Consider the following 16,254-nt stretch of genomic DNA (forward strand, 5'->3'; position numbering starts at 1 on the left):
GTATTTACAATCCTCCTTTTTCACAAATGAGTAAGAGTGATAATTAATCGGTTGTAACAATCTCTCCTATACCACGAATTAGTTTTTTTATATTCATCTCATTTGGTTTTAATATACTTACGATATAATCAATCGCTATTTGCGGTTCAACGGTCGTACCACACGTATAACAGTCAATGGCTGCAAAGTTTTTTTCTGGATAAGTGTGAATAGAAAGGTGGCTTTCTGATAGTAAAACTAAGACAGTAACACCGTGCGGTTCGAATTCTTTTGCACTTACGTTTAAAACATGGGCACCTGAGTGATCAGCAGCGGTAACTAAATGATATTCTAAAAAGTGAACATCATCTAATAGGGAAAAATCCACTCCCCATAAATCTACTATTATATGCTTACCGAAAGTAGAGTATTCCATAAGATAGCACTCCTCACTATAATATCGTTAAAACTCCATTTCTTTTTTATAACACTGATGTAGGATAAGGTTTGATTCTGAATTTAAAAGGGCAAGGTTACGCTGTTCGAGATGTTCTTCTTTAAATTGAAATAAGGGAGAAAGAAGAGAAGGTAATGTTTGAGGAGTTGGTACAACATATAATTGCTCAATTTGATCGAGTACATAGTCAGAATTAGCCGCAATATGAAATCCCCAGTCAGTTCCGAAAGAAGGAACGATTGTATGATAACTTTTCACAGTTAATCCAGCATGTTCAATTGTGTTACCGATACTCCAATATACAAGGGGTGCATCAGCAGGTGAATTAGATTGACAGACGAACGCGCCATCTTCTGTTAAAAACGTAGCGATACGAGCAAAAAGTTCACTTGTATATAAAGTACTTAACAACTCTGTCGCTGGGTCTGGAAAATCAATAATGATTACATCGTATAAAGAGGAAGGAGAATTCAGAAATTCCTTTGCATCGCATACGTGTGCATTCACACGATTATCAAAAAATGCGCTTTTGTTCAAAGAAACTAATTCAGGAACATTACGAGCCATATCAATCATCGATCCATCTAAGTCAACAAGGTCTACATGTAGCACAGTTTCATATTTTAAAACTTCTCGTAAGGCAAGGCCATCGCCACCACCTAATATGAGAACACGTTTTGGATCAATTACTTTTGACATAATCGGATGCACAAGGGCTTCATGATAAATTTGTTCGTCAACGGAACTGAATTGTAGTTGTTTGTCTAAATATAAACGGACATCGCTTACTTGTAACAAAGTAATATTTTGATAATTACTTTGTTCTGCAAATAAACTCGTATGCTCGCCATTTTGTATCTGTTGTAGAGAAATTGCATCCCATACATCTAAGTTGTGTGAACTTATTTCTATTATAGGTTCCAATTGTTCTTGTTTGTCCTGTTTATTTTGCTTATCTTGTTTATTTTGCTTGTCCTGCTTGTCTTGCTTGTCTTGTTTATTTTGTTTATTTTGTTTATTTTGTTTATTTTGTTTGTCCTGTTTGTCCTGTTTATCTTGTTTATTTTGCTTGTCCTGTTTGTCTTGTTTATTTTGCTTGTCTTGTTTGTCTTGTTTGTCTTGTTTGTCTTGTTTGTCTTGTTTGTCTTGTTTGTTTTGTTTGTCTTGTTTGTCTTGTTTGTCTTGTTTGTTTTGTTTATCCTGCTTATTTTCTATTTCCTGTTGTTCTAGTTCAAATTTGTCAGAGTCTAATTCAGAACGCTTGTCTTTTTTATAGCTTGTTATTCTATAAATCTTTATTTTGTTCTGTTTTCTATGTTTTGGCATAGGAATCCCCTTTCGAATTTTGTTATTTTATTCTATTCTATGTAATTTAGTAGAGGTGGCTTGGACAATAGATAGAAGAATGTGTTTAAGAGAGGTTTATTTTTTCACTAGATTTTCACGCTAAAAAAATTTAGTGTTTTTTTGTTTTGAATACAACTAGACAACTAAACACTAATCTATTTTCATACAGTTATGTGTTAAAAGCGTGTTGTTTTATAACACACTGTGTGTTTTTTGGGTGACACACTAATTGAAAGCGTTAACACACAAAGAAAACAGTCGAAAAAGTGCTGATTTTAGTGGTTTTAAAAAGTTGGCACGCTAATTGCATTAATAAATAGCGTAAAGAAAAATAAATAAACATAAATTTTTTATACTACACAAGGGGGATTTTCAAATGAATATTTTATTATGTTGCTCAGCAGGGATGTCTACAAGTTTACTAGTTACAAAAATGGAAGCGGCTGCAAAAGCTCGCGGTCTAGAAGGAAAGATTTGGGCTGTATCTGGGGATGCAGTAAAAACAAATATCGATCAAGCAGATGTATTATTACTAGGACCACAAGTTCGTTACATGCTTTCTTCAATGAAAACGCTTGCTGATGAGAGAAACGTTGGAATCGACGTTATCAATCCAATGCACTACGGCATGATGAATGGAGAAGCAGTTTTAGATCACGCGTTAACACTTAAAAAATAATTAGGGGGGAAGCGAAATGCAAAAGTTTATTGCATTTATGGAGAAGTATATTGTTCCTGTCGCTGGTAAAATCGGATCGCAACGTCACTTAGCTGCGATCCGTGATGGATTTATTGCAGTTATGCCACTTATTTTAGTTGGTGCACTGGCATCACTAATTAATGGTTTTCCGTCTGAAGCTTTCCAAGAGTTCATGAAAGGTTTGTTTGGTGAAACGTGGAAACAAGTTGGCGGTGGAATGTGGACTGGTTCTTTCGCAATTCTAGCACTAATCATAGCATTTACAACAAGTTATAACTTAGCAAAATCTTACGGCGTTGATGGTTTGTCAGCAGGTATTATTTCATTTGGTGCGTTAATTATTCTTACGCCAACAACACCGAAAGAAGGCGGATTGAACTTAGCTTGGACAGGGGCACAAGGGCTATTCGTAGCGATTATCGTGGCACTCCTTGTTACTGAGGTATTCCGTTTCTTTGTACAAAGAAACATTACTTTTAAAATGCCTGATGGAGTACCGCCAGCAGTTTTAAGATCTTTCGCAGCTATAGTTCCAGCATTTGTTATCTTAACAGTAGTTGCAGGTATTCAATTAGCAGTGAAATTAGCTGGTACAAGTGTTCATGAATTTATCTTTAATACGATTCAATCACCACTGCAAAGTTTAGCAGGGACATTACCAAGTGCAATTGTCATTGTACTCCTTGTTCATCTTCTTTGGTTCTTCGGTTTACATGGGCCAAATATCGTTGGTGGTATTATTGAGCCATTATACTTACCGGCATTAGAGAAAAATATGAAGTTATTCCAAGGTGGTACATCTGCATTTGATGTTCCAAACATTATTACAAAACCATTCTTTGATACTTTCGTATATCTTGGTGGTTCTGGTGCAACATTAGCGTTCTTAGTGGTCGTATTACTTGTAGCAAAAAGTGCACAATTACGCGGTGTATCTCGCTTATCAATTGGACCAGGTGCATTCAATATTAACGAACCAGTAATCTTTGGTACACCAATTATTTTAAATCCAATTTTATTCTTACCGTTTATCCTAACACCAATTGTATTAGTAATTACTTCTTATACAGCTATATCTATTGGGTGGGTACCAAAAACAGTTGTGATGATTCCATGGGCAACACCACCAATTATTAGTGGTTATCTTGTAACAGGTGGACATCTTTCAGGTGCAATTCTACAGTTATTCAACTTTGTAATTGCGATGGTAATCTACTATCCATTCGTTGTATTATCTGACCGTTCTGTTGTTCGTACTGAAAAAGCAGCAGCACAAGGAAATAACAACTCTGTACCTATGTAACATAGTAATTGTTCTCACAGATAACATTATCTGTGAGAACAATCACCTTTATATCATGTTCAGAAAGATGAGACCCATCTACAAGAACACCAAACTATCATTAATAAAATAATAATTTAATAGAAATGTTCAAACTGAAGGGGTATTTAAATCGGTTGAACCATAATAGAGAGGGCGGTAATTATGATGACTACAGCAGAACAAATTCCATTCCAATTAATTTTAAATAGTGGTAATGCACGAAGCTTTGCGATGGAGGCACTTCAATTTGCCAAACAGGGGAAAATGGCAGAGGCTGATGAAGCGATGGTAAAGGCGAAAGAAGCGATTAATGAAGCGCATCATTTCCAAACAGAGCTCATACAATCAGAAGCAAGAGGAGAAAAAACAGAGATTAGTGTTCTTTTAATTCATGCACAGGATCATTTAATGAATGCGATTACAGTAAAAGAATTAGCAGCTGAATTTATTGACCTTTATAAAAAGTTAGAAGCGAAAGGGGAATAAAGCATGACTGGAATTAAAATTGCTACAATCGGCGGTGGATCTAGTTATACACCAGAGTTAATTGAAGGATTTATTAAGCGTTATGATGAGCTTCCTGTTCGTGAAATTTGGTTAGTAGATATTGAGGCAGGAAAAGAAAAGTTAGAAATCGTTGGTAACTTAGCGAAACGTATGGTGAAAAAATCTGGTTTACCAATCGAGGTACATTTAACACTTGATCGCCGTGAAGCATTAAAAGATGCTGACTTCGTAACAACGCAGCTTCGCGTAGGTTTATTAGAAGCTCGTGCAAAAGATGAAGCAATCCCATTAAAATATGATGTAATCGGTCAGGAAACGAATGGTCCTGGTGGTTTATTCAAAGCACTGAGAACGATTCCTGTTATTTTAGATATTTGTAAGGATATGGAGGAGCTTTGTCCGAATGCATGGTTAATTAACTTCGCGAACCCAGCTGGTATGGTAACGGAAGCTGTGCTTCGTTATACAAATATTCAAAGAGTAGTTGGTCTATGTAACGTTCCAATCGGAATCCGTATGGGTCTTGCAAGATTACTTGAAGTAGATGCAAGTCGTGTCCACGTTGATTTCGCAGGTTTAAATCATATGGTATACGGACTAGATGTATATTTAGATGGCGTAAGTGTAATGGATCGTGTGTTAGAGCTTGTAACAGATCCAGAAAAGCAAATTACGATGGAAAATATTGCAGCGCTTAACTGGGAGCCAGACTTTATTCGCGGCCTTCGTGCAATTCCATGTCCATACCATCGCTATTACTACAAAACACGTGAAATGTTAGAAGAAGAGAAAGAAGCTTCGATTGAAAAAGGTACACGTGCAGAGGTAGTGAAACAGTTAGAAGATGATTTATTCGAGCTATATAAAGACCCGAACTTAGATATTAAACCACCACAATTAGAAAAACGTGGCGGCGCTTATTATAGTGACGCAGCATGTAGCTTAATTACGTCTATTTACAATAATAAAGGTGATATCCAGCCTGTTAATACACGAAACAACGGAACAATTGCAAGCTTGCCACATGACTCTGCTGTTGAAGTGAACTGTATTATTACGAAAGAAGGTCCAAAACCAATTGCAGTTGGAGATCTTCCCGTACCAGTTCGTGGTTTAGTACAGCAAATTAAATCATTTGAGCGCACAACAATTGAAGCTGCTGTTACAGGGGATTATCATAAAGCGCTGCTTGCTATGACAATTAATCCACTTGTACCATCAGATAAAGTTGCAAAACAAATTTTAGATGAAATGTTGGAAGCACATAAAGAATATCTTCCACAGTTCTTCAAAAAGGTAGAGAAATAAAGCGGCGCTATTTAGCCCGCTTTTTTTATTCTATTAGGAGGTATTACGATGATTAAGTTAATTGTAAATGCAGATGATTTCGGTCTTACAGAAGGTACAAATTACGGCATTATTGATGGACATATAAATGGACTTGTAAATTCAACGACAATGATGATGAATATGCCAGGAACAGAGCATGCGGTACGCTTAGCAAAAGAGTATAACCTACTCGGAGTAGGCGTACATCTCGTATTAACAGCAGGGAAACCACTTCTTAGAGACGTACCATCACTTGTAAGTAGTGATGGATTGTTTCATAAACAAAGCGTCGTATGGAAAGGGAATGTAAATCCAGAAGAAGTAGAGAGAGAGTGGACTGCTCAAATTGAGAAATTCCTATCTTACGGATTAACGCCAACTCATTTAGATAGTCATCATCACGTGCATGGATTACCAATCTTGCACGATGTTCTTGAGAGGTTAGCGGCTACATATAATGTTCCAATTCGTCGTTGTGAGGAAGAGCGAGCAGTACGCCCGTTTTCTGACGTGTTTTACAGTGATTTTTACGCGGATGGTGTGACGGAAGATTACTTTGTGAAGTTAAAAGAAAGAGTACAAGGTGAACAAACGGTAGAAATTATGGTTCATCCAGCTTATATTGATCCAGAGCTTGTGAAGCGTTCTTCTTACGTAATGGATCGTGTGAAAGAATTGCGTATTTTAACAGAGAGCGAGTTGCCTGAAGGAATAGAACTTGTGAAGTTTTAATAGAGAAACGACGGCTATATAATGCCGTCGTTTTTTGCTTACAAGATGGATAGAACATACCTGCCAAAGGCTCCGAGTATAACGATAACCCAAGGTGGTGTTTTCCAAAAAGCGAGCAAGCAAAATAGAAGAGACGCAAAAACAAAATCTACAGCGTTTATAATTGTGCTCGTCCAAATAGGATCATAAAAAGCTGCTAATAAAATACCGACAACGGCTGCATTGACTCCAAGTAGTGCACCTTGTATGTAAGAGATTTTTCTCACACTGTCCCAAAATGGTAAAACACCAATAACGAGCAAGAAAGCAGGAAGAAAGATCGCAATTGTTGCGAGTATGGCTCCAAGCGTCCCGTTTAAAACTGCTCCTATATAAGAGGCGAATGTAAATAGTGGACCTGGTACCGCTTGTGTTAATCCGTATCCAGCTAGGAACTGTTCTTTCGTCATCATTCCGTTTTGTACGAACTCACCTTCAAGAAGGGGTAGAACGACGTGTCCGCCTCCAAATACAAGTGCACCAGAGCGATAGAAACTATCAAATAAAGCGATGTAATAAGAGAACGGTCTTACTATTGGTAGCAGTATTAATAGTCCGAAGAATAAGATGAGACAAGAAACTGCTATCTTTTTTGAAATAGGTACTTTTATATTTTGAGATTGGCTAATTGGTTGGTTGCGATATAAAAACCAGCCTATAAAGCCAGATACTATAATGAGAATGACTTGTGTCCAGCTACTTGGCCATAATAAGGCGATTGCAGCAGTTACAATAGCAATCGTCGCACGATTTCGGTCTGGCGTTAATTTTTGCGCCATTCCCCATATGGCATGAGCAACAATGGCGACTGCTACAAGTTTTAGTCCATGAATCCAGCCAGCACTTCCAAGGTCGAACTGATTAAGGAACGAGGCGAAGAAAACTAAAACAAGCACAGAAGGTAGAGTGAATCCAATCCATGAAATAATAGCTCCTAATAATCCACCTCTTAATAATCCAACTCCCATACCGACTTGACTGCTAGCAGGACCAGGAAGGAATTGGCATAGTGCTACTAAATCTCCATAGCTTCGTTCATCCATCCATTTTCTTTTTTGTATGTATTCGTGGTGGAAATAGCCAAGATGGGCGACAGGACCACCAAATGAAGTAAGTCCTAATTTAAATGAGACGAGAAAAATCTCTAATAATGTATGAAAAGTATATTTGTTATTTTTCAAAACGACCTCCTAGAATGCTTTTCTACGTGCATTATACAAGAGATAGTAAAGAAAAAGGAACGATTCTAATGTAAAGATTGTGTGAATCTTTTCTTCGTAATTAAAACTTGAAAAAGTCATAAATGATTATGTATAAACCATAAAGTAGTAGAAGTAGTGCTGGGAAATTTATATAAGGAGAATGCCTGTATGACAACACATTTCTTTGCGAGGTTAACAGGGAAGAGGGAAATACCTCCTGTAAATACAGAAGCTTATGGTGTAACAGAGTTTATATTTAGTGATGATTTAAAGAAATTACAATATCGGATCATATTGAAAAACATCGAAAAAGTTACATCATGCCAAATTCATTTAGGAAAAGCGGATCAAATAGGTCCAGTGGTTTTAAATTTGTTTGGTCCAATAAAGCAAGGTATTAGTGTAAATGAAGGAGTCGTGACCGGTGTAGTCAATGTGGAGGATTTTGAAGGGCCTTTACAGGGGAGAGCGTTTGATAGCTTACTTCAAGAAATCATTCAGGCGAATGTATATGTAAATGTTTATACAAAGTCTAATAAGAAGGGCGAAATCAGGGGGAGAATCAGAAAAGTAAAGAAGTAGAAAAAAGGCTGTCCATATTTTGGAACAGCCTTTTTTTCTATAAGGTACAAATTTTAGTGGTTATTGTCGGTAAATCGATATATTTAAAAAACTGCTTCGATTAAATTTTTACAGGCTGATTTTTAATGAAGAAGTCCATGATATAAAACACTTCATCATCAGGTATTTGTATTTCAAATGTATTTTCAATTGGTTGTAATGCTTTTTTCACTTTCATATACATCCAGTACTCATCTTGTCTTCGTTTCTCTTTATCTGGATGAGGGAGGAGGCTTTCTCCTTTTTGAAGACGGTCAACCATACAGCTCATATGCAGAATCACACCCATTAAGCTGTCAGGAGTTAGCTGTAAGGAAATTAATTCTTGAATTGTATTTAATGCGTAACGAATTGTTTTAATAAGTAATGCTCCGTCGTTCCGCTGCATTTGTTGTTCCAGAATATCAGCCATTTTTGCATATGTTTCTTCATACGTAATTAATTCTTGAATTGGGTGAATCGCTGTGTAGTTTACAATGTCTTGGAAATGGTATGTTAAGCATGGCACCTGCACATCGAAATTTGTGACGATACAAATGATATTTCGCTCTATTTTTATGTTCTCAATCATTTTCGTTAAATCTTTTTCATGGACGATACTAATCGGAATAATTTCAATTAAGTCTTTGTCAAATCGCAAATAGTTCTCTAACATTTTTTGAATAGCTAAAGCACTGCCTTCCCCAGTTAAACAAGCTGTTAAAATAACAGACTTCATTGGTGATAGTGGCTTTTTCTTTTCTTCTTGTACGTTTAAGTAAAACGGTGTTAAGTTCTTCACTGTTTCATATAATGCATCTAACGAGTAGCCAAGTTGAGCTTTTCGAGCTGCTTCTAGTGCATGTGGAGTGCTTGTCATGGAAAGAACACGTACCGGGATTTTGAACTCAGTTTCTAATATATCACCAATATAAGCGAGCGAGCCCATATCGACGAGTAAGAGAAGTCCATTTACATTTTGGAGTGTTTTCATATACACTTTCACACGCTCTAAGAAATCTTTCGGCGATTCATGTAACGGCATATCGATGCCGGTTACTTCCTCAATGCCGAGCAGTTCGTTTGCGACGTTTGCCATTTCTGTTGCGATGCCGTTGCCGTGCGCTAATATTAATACTTTTACTTCTGTTTGCGAGGCAGGAATTGGATCAACAACGAAGAACATTGTTAAAAAGCCTGCTTCATCAATAGGCATTGTTATTTGTAATTCGTCCTCCAGTAGTTGAATGCATTGCATAGCTACGGAAAAAGCGTCTTTATATTTCGTACGAATTTGATTTAATTGTGGGTGATGAATTTGTTTCCCAGCTTGCAAACGTTGTAGAGTTGTCTGTACATGTAAGCTTAAAGCGAGAAATACTTTTTCATCAAACGTCTTAGATAAATGCTTTTCAGCAAGTTCCGCAATTCTTTCACATACGGAAACGATATTACGATCCACAATTTTAAAAACATTTTCATGACTTGTTTTTTTAGATATTTGGTTAAAATATTGTACGAAAAAGCTTTGAATATCATTTTCTATTAGTAATTCTAATTCGTCCTCTTCAATACCGCGAGCTTGAAGTTCTTCGTATTTATAGTCAATATAATCGTAAATAGAAGACCGTTTTTCATTCTCTATTTTATGATTACTCCAACCTTCATCACCTGTAAATATAAATGTTTCATTTGGTATTTGGTATAGATGACGGCTCTTTCTTTCAATGAATAGCCCTTCTTTCATATACCAAGGTAAATCTGTACTTGAAACATAGACAGAATCACGTTTCTTTGTCACAAAGTCAGAATAGGCTTTCGCACAGGCAATTTGTACATCCGTTTTTAATTGCCCGATGTTATTGGGACAATTGTAAAAGACGAAAGCGCGCATTGCATTCGGACTAACGTGAATTTCTTTTCGCAGACGGATTGCTTCATTTGTGAAAAATAGTTGCAGTAAAGCAAATCGTTCTTTATGTGTACGCTCACGAAGTGGTGGCAGCGTAACAGTCATTGGTATACGTCTTGTAAATGTTTTTAATAAAAATGAATTTGGTTCTTCTGTTGTTGCAGTAATGATTAATACTTGTGCTTTACGCTCGTTTTCTGTTTCTCCAAGGCGGCGGTATACCCCGCGGTCAATAAAGGTGAAAAGCATTTCTTGTCCCTCTGGAGGAAGGCGATGTACTTCATCTAAGAAAAGGATCCCCTCATGTGCTTTTTCAATTAACCCTTTTTGATCACTTGCCCCTGTATAAGCTCCTTTTTTAATCCCAAATAACTGCCCCAGTAGTAGCTGTGGATTATTTGCGTAATCGGCACAGTTAAAGACGATAAATGGTGCATTTTTAGGAAGCTGTTCAACTTCAATTGCATATTCGTGCATTAAAGAAGCAAACATAGATTTTCCGACTCCTGTTTCTCCTAGCAGTAAAGTATGCATACCGTTTGGAGGATAGAGAATAGAAGCTTTTGCTTTTTCGATTGCGATTTTAAGGCTTGTATTTTCAATTGCAAATGTATCTAATGAAGTCATTTCCTTTGAATGCGTTTCCAACGAAGCGTTCGTTTCTATATAAAAACGAACAGGACGCGTATTTGTTTTTAATAAACGTTTATCTTTTACAAGTTTGTTTAAGTCGCTACTTACATTGGCACGATCTAGTTGCAACAGGGTAGCGAGTTCTGATGCGGTTACACCTTCTATATAATTCCCTTCTTGTATTGCGTTAAAAATGAGATCTATTCGTTTCATTTCTATTCACCTCGAAACTTCATCACTATTTAAAATTTTACACAAAAATGGGAAGGGTGGGAAGAGAAAAATAAAACAGCTTTAGCAAATAGGCACTAAAGCTGTTACAATCTTGTGTCTTTCCAAAAGTTCACTTCGAGGTGAGAAGATGGATTATAGGGAAGAAGTTTGTATCCTTGTGACTGTAAGTAATCAATTACTTTAGGCAGTATTTGTACGGTTACACTCGAATCATGCATTAAAATCACTTCGACTTGTTCATCGCTCTGATTACGTACTCTTTCTAGTATGGCAGAAGGATTGTCATAGCTTTTCCAGTCATATGTATCGATTGTCCAATCCCACATTTTATACTGGGCGGATACAAGTGCATCACGGTAATTCTTTTTTAAGTAAGGCATGCTACCATACGGGACACGAACGAGATGTGTATTTAATTTTGTAACTTGCTGAACAATATTTTGTGTTTGTTCCATTTCTGTAATTAAAGCGGATGGATCACCAGTGTAAAGGCGTTTTACATCGTGTGACATACTGTGAAGTCCGATATAATGTCCCTCTTTAATTAATCGTTGCATTGTTTTTTTATAATGTGGCACTTTTCCACCAATAACAAAGAAAGTTGCTTTTCCGTTCTTTTCCTTTAAGATGTTTAAAATTTGCGTAGTATATTTGTTTGGTCCGTCATCAAATGTTAAGTACGCGATTTTTTGGATAGGAGAGGTAGTTTCAGTATTTGGATGATGTTCAGCAGGGGTCATTGTAGTTGCTCCTGCATGAGATGACGCGTACATAGTAATCGTTAAAAATAAAATAATGTATTGAAATACTCGCTTGATCATAACATTCACCCTCAGTTTGACAATCAAGATGTAAAAAAGAAAATATAATCCTTTTCTTATTATGTATATCTTTCTCCAATAGTGGGACTCTCAAACAAACTATATTTTGGAAATATGAAATGGGGAATAAAAAATAAAAAATAGCATCCTCTTATAAGAAAGAGGATGCTATTTGAATATTTCATAATTGTAAAGGCTATACTACAATTAGTCTTCGCGTTTTTTCACTTTTTTATAAAAGGAAATAAGTGGTTTGTAACGTTCATGTACAAGCCCAATTACTTCAGCAATGATTTCTGTAAAGAAGATTAAAACGAAAAGAAGAATAATGGATAACCATAATGTCGCACTAGAGAAAATGATTGCATTTACACTAAAGAAAATACCGAATGCGTATATAATTAGTACCGTTTTACGATGAGAGAAGCCCATTGCAAGTAAACGGTGATGTAAATGCGATTTATCTGGTGCTGAAATAGGTTTTTTATTTACGACACGACGGATAATTGCAAATGTCGTATCAAATACAGGTACGCCTAAAATGATAACTGGAACGATAAAGCTGAATAACGTTACACTTTTGTATAATCCAAGTAACGATATAACAGAAATACAGTATCCTAAAAATAGTGCGCCTGTATCTCCCATGAAAATTTTTGCTGGATGGAAGTTGTAGAATAAAAATCCAATTGTACTTGCTAATGTAATTAATGCTAGTGGTAAGATAATAGCGGCTCCAGTGCCCCATGGGCTAGTGAAGGCCATATATGCTAGCGTAGCAAGTACGATAGATGAAATACCAGCAGATAACCCATCTAAGCCATCAATTAAATTGATTGCATTTGTAATACCTACAATCCAAAATACTGTAATTGGATAAGCAAGCCATCCAAGTTCAGTATCCCCGAGGATTGGAATATATAATACTTGCACTAATAATCCACTTTTTACAATCATCATGGCAACTAATAGTTGTCCACCGAATTTTACCTTCGCAGATAACTCGTACATATCATCTAAAATACCGATGATTACAATGATAATCGCACCTAGCGTTATCGATAACATTCTTTGTTCATATAAGCCGCCGACAACAAATCCTACAGCTACACCAATAAATATCGCTAATCCGCCAAGACGAGGCATAATCTTTTGATGTACTTTACGAGCGTTTGGCTTATCTGTTGCTCCTATTTTAAAAGCTAACTTAATAACTAAAGGAGTAACGACGAGTACAGTGATGAAAGATGCCAAAATGGCATAAATCACTTGTGAGTCCATTAATACCCCACCCTTTTATAGTCTAACGTAATTTTTTTTTAATATATTTATCTGAAAATTATGATGTTTATTTACAGGCTCATAACATATGGTATCACAAAAAGATTAGAATTCAATCTTTTTTTCTTTGTACGGCAAATGGAAGCAGATAGAATATATGACAATTGTATACAGAATGTTGAATCGTTTGAGAAGGTTAATTGTATTGGACTTTAGAATATGACATTTTCTCTTTTTTCGATAATGAATATTTTTATTTCAGTATTATAAGTGTTACACCTAGAAATGAGTAAGTTCCGTGTTAAAATGTGGGAATTTATCCGCATGAACGGGCAGTAAGGCTTCCGCCTCAAAATTTAGTTGAGGCAAAGAATTTAGGTGGGAACCTTAATTCCTGTAAAATCTCGATTGGTTTAACTAATAATTAGCCGGGGATGGATGCCCCTCACTGAATAAAGTTTCATTTTATATTCTTGCATGTAATTTTACAAAAACTTAAAAAAGAATGGAAAAAGTAATTCATATAATAAAGAAGTAAAAGAGTTTTCTCATTTTTAATGTGAGAGGGGGAAGCACAGGGAGCATTCTATGTATTCGTATATTTTCTATTGTATATTCCTGTGCGAAAAGGAAATGAAAATTACGATAATAGGTACCGGATACGTTGGATTAATTACAGGAGTAGGGTTGGCAATGTTGGGCCATTCAGTCACATGTTTTGATATAAATGATGAGAAAATTGAACGGATAAAGCAAGGAAATCTGCCTATTTATGAAGCGGGTTTATATGAATTAATAAATGATGCATGTGAGAATGATTGTTTAACTTTTACAACAAGTAGAGCGAAAGCATTTTATGATGCAGAATTTATATTTATTGCAGTTGGAACGCCATCTTTATTAGATGGGACAGCGGATTTAACATATATTCGAAGTGCTTGTGACGATATCGGAACATATGCGACGAACGACATTATTGTCGTTACGAAAAGTACGGTTCCTGTAGGTACAAATGATGTTATGAGGGGATGGATTGAGGAGAAATTACAAAATAGATATGAATTACATATCGTATCGAATCCGGAATTTTTACGGGAAGGTTCAGGGATTTACGATTTTTTTCAGGGAGATCGTATTGTAATTGGAGCAGATAATGAGGAAGCGGCACGAAAAGTGGAGAATTTGTATAGTGAATTACGCTTAAAAACGTATGTTACAGATATAAAAAGTGCAGAGATGATTAAATATGCATCGAATGCTTTTTTAGCGACAAAAATTAGTTTTATCAATGAAATTTCAAATATATGTGAGAAGGTAGGAGCCAATGTATTAGACGTTGCACAAGGGATGGGAATGGATAAGAGAATTGGGACGTCTTTTTTAAATGCGGGCATTGGTTATGGGGGATCTTGTTTTCCGAAAGATACGAAAGCCCTTGTGCAAATTGCAGGGAATGTGGCGCATGATTTTCGCTTGTTAAAAGCAGTCATTGAAGTGAATAATAAACAACAGTTGTTATTGATTGAGAAAGCGAAGAAAGTATTAAATATGAACAAGAAGCGGATTGCGGTGCTGGGAGCGGCATTTAAACCGAATACTGATGATATAAGAGACGCACCGTCCCTTATTATGATACAAGAATTAATTCATATAGGTGCGGATGTAGTTCTATATGACCCAAAAGCGATTCCAAATATGAAAAATCTCTTTGGAGAGACTATACAATATAGCGAATGTATAGATGAATCGATTAGAGGAGCGAGTGCGGCTTTTATCATGACAGAATGGGAGGCTATCCGAGCTTATCCGTTAGAAAAGTACGCACAACTTATGAGAGAGCCTATTTTATTAGATGGAAGAAATTGTTATACTATTGAGGATGTCAAGAAGCAAGAGATAGATTATTATTCGGTTGGAAGAGAAAGTATTTGTAAGAGGGACTTTTCCGTTATTCGTTAAAAAGGCATGTATTCATGTATATTCTTATATGTCATAATAGAATTTGTAACTAGTGAAAGAAAAGAGGCAATGAAATGACTGAACGTTTAAAAGTAATGACAATTTTCGGGACACGTCCAGAAGCAATTAAAATGGCACCTCTTGTGTTAGAGTTGCAAAAGCATCCAGACAAAATTGAATCGATTGTGACTGTAACAGCACAACATCGTCAAATGTTAGACCAAGTATTAAGTATCTTTGGAATTACGCCAGATTTCGATTTGAATATTATGAAAGACCGCCAAACTTTAATTGATATTACAACGCGTGGTTTAGAAGGTTTGGATAAAGTAATGAAAGAAGCAAAGCCGGATATTGTACTTGTACATGGTGATACAACGACAACATTTATTGCAAGTTTAGCTGCTTTCTACAATCAAATTCCAGTAGGGCATGTTGAAGCAGGACTTCGTACATGGGATAAATATTCTCCATACCCAGAAGAGATGAATCGCCAATTAACAGGCGTTATGGCAGATCTTCATTTCTCACCTACAACAAAATCAGCAACGAACTTACAGAAAGAAAATAAAGATGAGTCACGCATTTTCATAACAGGAAATACAGCAATTGACGCACTAAAAACGACTGTAAAAGAAACATATAGTCATCCTGTACTAGAGAAACTTGGAAACGATCGTCTTGTACTTATGACAGCTCACCGTCGTGAAAACTTAGGAGAGCCAATGCGTAACATGTTCCGTGCAATTAAACGTCTTGTTGATAAGCATGAAGACGTACAAGTTGTGTATCCTGTTCATATGAACCCTGTTGTTCGTGAAACAGCGAATGATATTTTAGGCGATCACAGCCGCATTCATTTAATTGAGCCGCTAGATGTAATTGATTTCCACAATGTTGCAGCTCGTTCATACTTAATGTTAACTGATTCTGGTGGTGTACAAGAGGAAGCGCCGTCACTTGGTGTACCAGTTCTTGTTCTTCGTGATACAACAGAGCGCCCAGAAGGTATTGAAGCAGGTACGTTGAAATTAGCAGGAACAGACGAAGAGACAATCTTTGGTCTTGCTGATGAGTTGTTATCAGATAAAGAAGCTCATGATAAGATGTCAAAAGCATCTAATCCTTACGGTGATGGCCGTGCATCAGAGCGCATTGTAGAAGCAATTTTGCAACACTTTAATAAGTAAATAAAAAA

14 protein-coding genes are annotated in these 16,254 nt (G+C 36.3%); 8 read left to right on the plus strand and 6 right to left on the minus strand.

The window, feature by feature from the left end:
• Positions 1-43 precede the first annotated feature (43 nt).
• Both speD and MNO09_RS03705 read right to left on the minus strand, forming a co-directional pair.
• Positions 44-415 (minus strand): adenosylmethionine decarboxylase, encoded by a 372-nt coding sequence (gene speD, locus MNO09_RS03700; RefSeq protein ID WP_000456841.1) that lies wholly within the window; start codon positions 413-415, stop codon positions 44-46.
• Positions 416-442: 27 nt separating this feature from the next.
• Entirely contained in the window at positions 443-1,762 is a 1,320-nt protein-coding gene (locus MNO09_RS03705) for a polyamine aminopropyltransferase (protein ID WP_241950090.1), read from the minus strand.
• A gap of 397 nt (positions 1,763-2,159) precedes the next feature.
• Here MNO09_RS03705 and MNO09_RS03710 point away from each other — a divergent pair, with 397 nt between their 5' ends.
• The 5 genes from MNO09_RS03710 to chbG all read left to right on the plus strand — a co-directional run bounded on the left by MNO09_RS03710 (position 2,160) and on the right by chbG (position 6,375).
• Entirely contained in the window at positions 2,160-2,462 is a 303-nt protein-coding gene (locus MNO09_RS03710; protein WP_001023569.1) for a PTS sugar transporter subunit IIB, read from the plus strand.
• A gap of 16 nt (positions 2,463-2,478) precedes the next feature.
• Entirely contained in the window at positions 2,479-3,786 is a 1,308-nt protein-coding gene (gene celB / locus MNO09_RS03715) for a PTS cellobiose transporter subunit IIC (protein WP_001168832.1), read from the plus strand.
• 183 nt (positions 3,787-3,969) lie between these two features.
• A complete protein-coding gene (locus tag MNO09_RS03720) occupies positions 3,970-4,293 on the plus strand; it encodes a PTS lactose/cellobiose transporter subunit IIA (RefSeq protein ID WP_000989050.1) in 324 nt (107 codons plus the stop codon).
• A gap of 3 nt (positions 4,294-4,296) precedes the next feature.
• Entirely contained in the window at positions 4,297-5,622 is a 1,326-nt protein-coding gene (gene celF / locus MNO09_RS03725) for a 6-phospho-beta-glucosidase (protein WP_000145754.1), read from the plus strand.
• A 48-nt stretch (positions 5,623-5,670) separates the two neighbouring features.
• Entirely contained in the window at positions 5,671-6,375 is a 705-nt protein-coding gene (gene chbG / locus MNO09_RS03730; protein WP_000593501.1) for a chitin disaccharide deacetylase, read from the plus strand.
• A gap of 38 nt (positions 6,376-6,413) precedes the next feature.
• Here chbG and MNO09_RS03735 read toward each other — a convergent pair whose 3' ends face one another.
• The gene (locus MNO09_RS03735) at positions 6,414-7,595 is read right to left on the minus strand and encodes a chromate transporter (protein WP_241950091.1); all 1,182 of its coding nucleotides are present in this window, start codon (positions 7,593-7,595) and stop codon (positions 6,414-6,416) included.
• Between the two features lie 189 nt (positions 7,596-7,784).
• On the opposite strand from MNO09_RS03735, the gene exsM reads away from it, so the two are divergent.
• The gene (exsM, locus tag MNO09_RS03740) at positions 7,785-8,198 is read left to right on the plus strand and encodes an exosporium regulatory protein ExsM (RefSeq protein WP_000207035.1); all 414 of its coding nucleotides are present in this window, start codon (positions 7,785-7,787) and stop codon (positions 8,196-8,198) included.
• Positions 8,199-8,298: 100 nt separating this feature from the next.
• Here exsM and MNO09_RS03745 read toward each other — a convergent pair whose 3' ends face one another.
• From MNO09_RS03745 to tagO, 3 genes are all read right to left on the minus strand, one after another.
• Complete coding sequence (locus MNO09_RS03745; protein WP_000820938.1) at positions 8,299-10,974, minus strand: sigma-54-dependent transcriptional regulator; 2,676 nt, start codon at positions 10,972-10,974, stop codon at positions 8,299-8,301.
• 104 nt (positions 10,975-11,078) lie between these two features.
• Entirely contained in the window at positions 11,079-11,816 is a 738-nt protein-coding gene (locus MNO09_RS03750) for a polysaccharide deacetylase family protein (RefSeq protein ID WP_000597166.1), read from the minus strand.
• 207 nt (positions 11,817-12,023) lie between these two features.
• Positions 12,024-13,097: a UDP-N-acetylglucosamine--undecaprenyl-phosphate N-acetylglucosaminephosphotransferase TagO gene (gene tagO / locus MNO09_RS03755; protein ID WP_000378315.1), complete on the minus strand. Its 1,074-nt coding sequence runs from the start codon at positions 13,095-13,097 to the stop codon at positions 12,024-12,026.
• Between the two features lie 588 nt (positions 13,098-13,685).
• On the opposite strand from tagO, the gene MNO09_RS03760 reads away from it, so the two are divergent.
• Positions 13,686-15,056: a UDP-glucose dehydrogenase family protein gene (locus MNO09_RS03760; protein ID WP_000287630.1), complete on the plus strand. Its 1,371-nt coding sequence runs from the start codon at positions 13,686-13,688 to the stop codon at positions 15,054-15,056.
• A 74-nt stretch (positions 15,057-15,130) separates the two neighbouring features.
• Positions 15,131-16,246 carry a non-hydrolyzing UDP-N-acetylglucosamine 2-epimerase gene (wecB, locus tag MNO09_RS03765; RefSeq protein WP_000140113.1) on the plus strand — a complete coding sequence of 372 codons (1,116 nt, stop codon included), beginning with the start codon at positions 15,131-15,133 and terminating at the stop codon, positions 16,244-16,246.
• Positions 16,247-16,254 lie beyond the last annotated feature (8 nt).

The organism is Bacillus sp. N5-665 (genome assembly GCF_022637375.2).
Classification (GTDB): Bacteria; Bacillota; Bacilli; order Bacillales; family Bacillaceae_G; genus Bacillus_A; species Bacillus_A wiedmannii.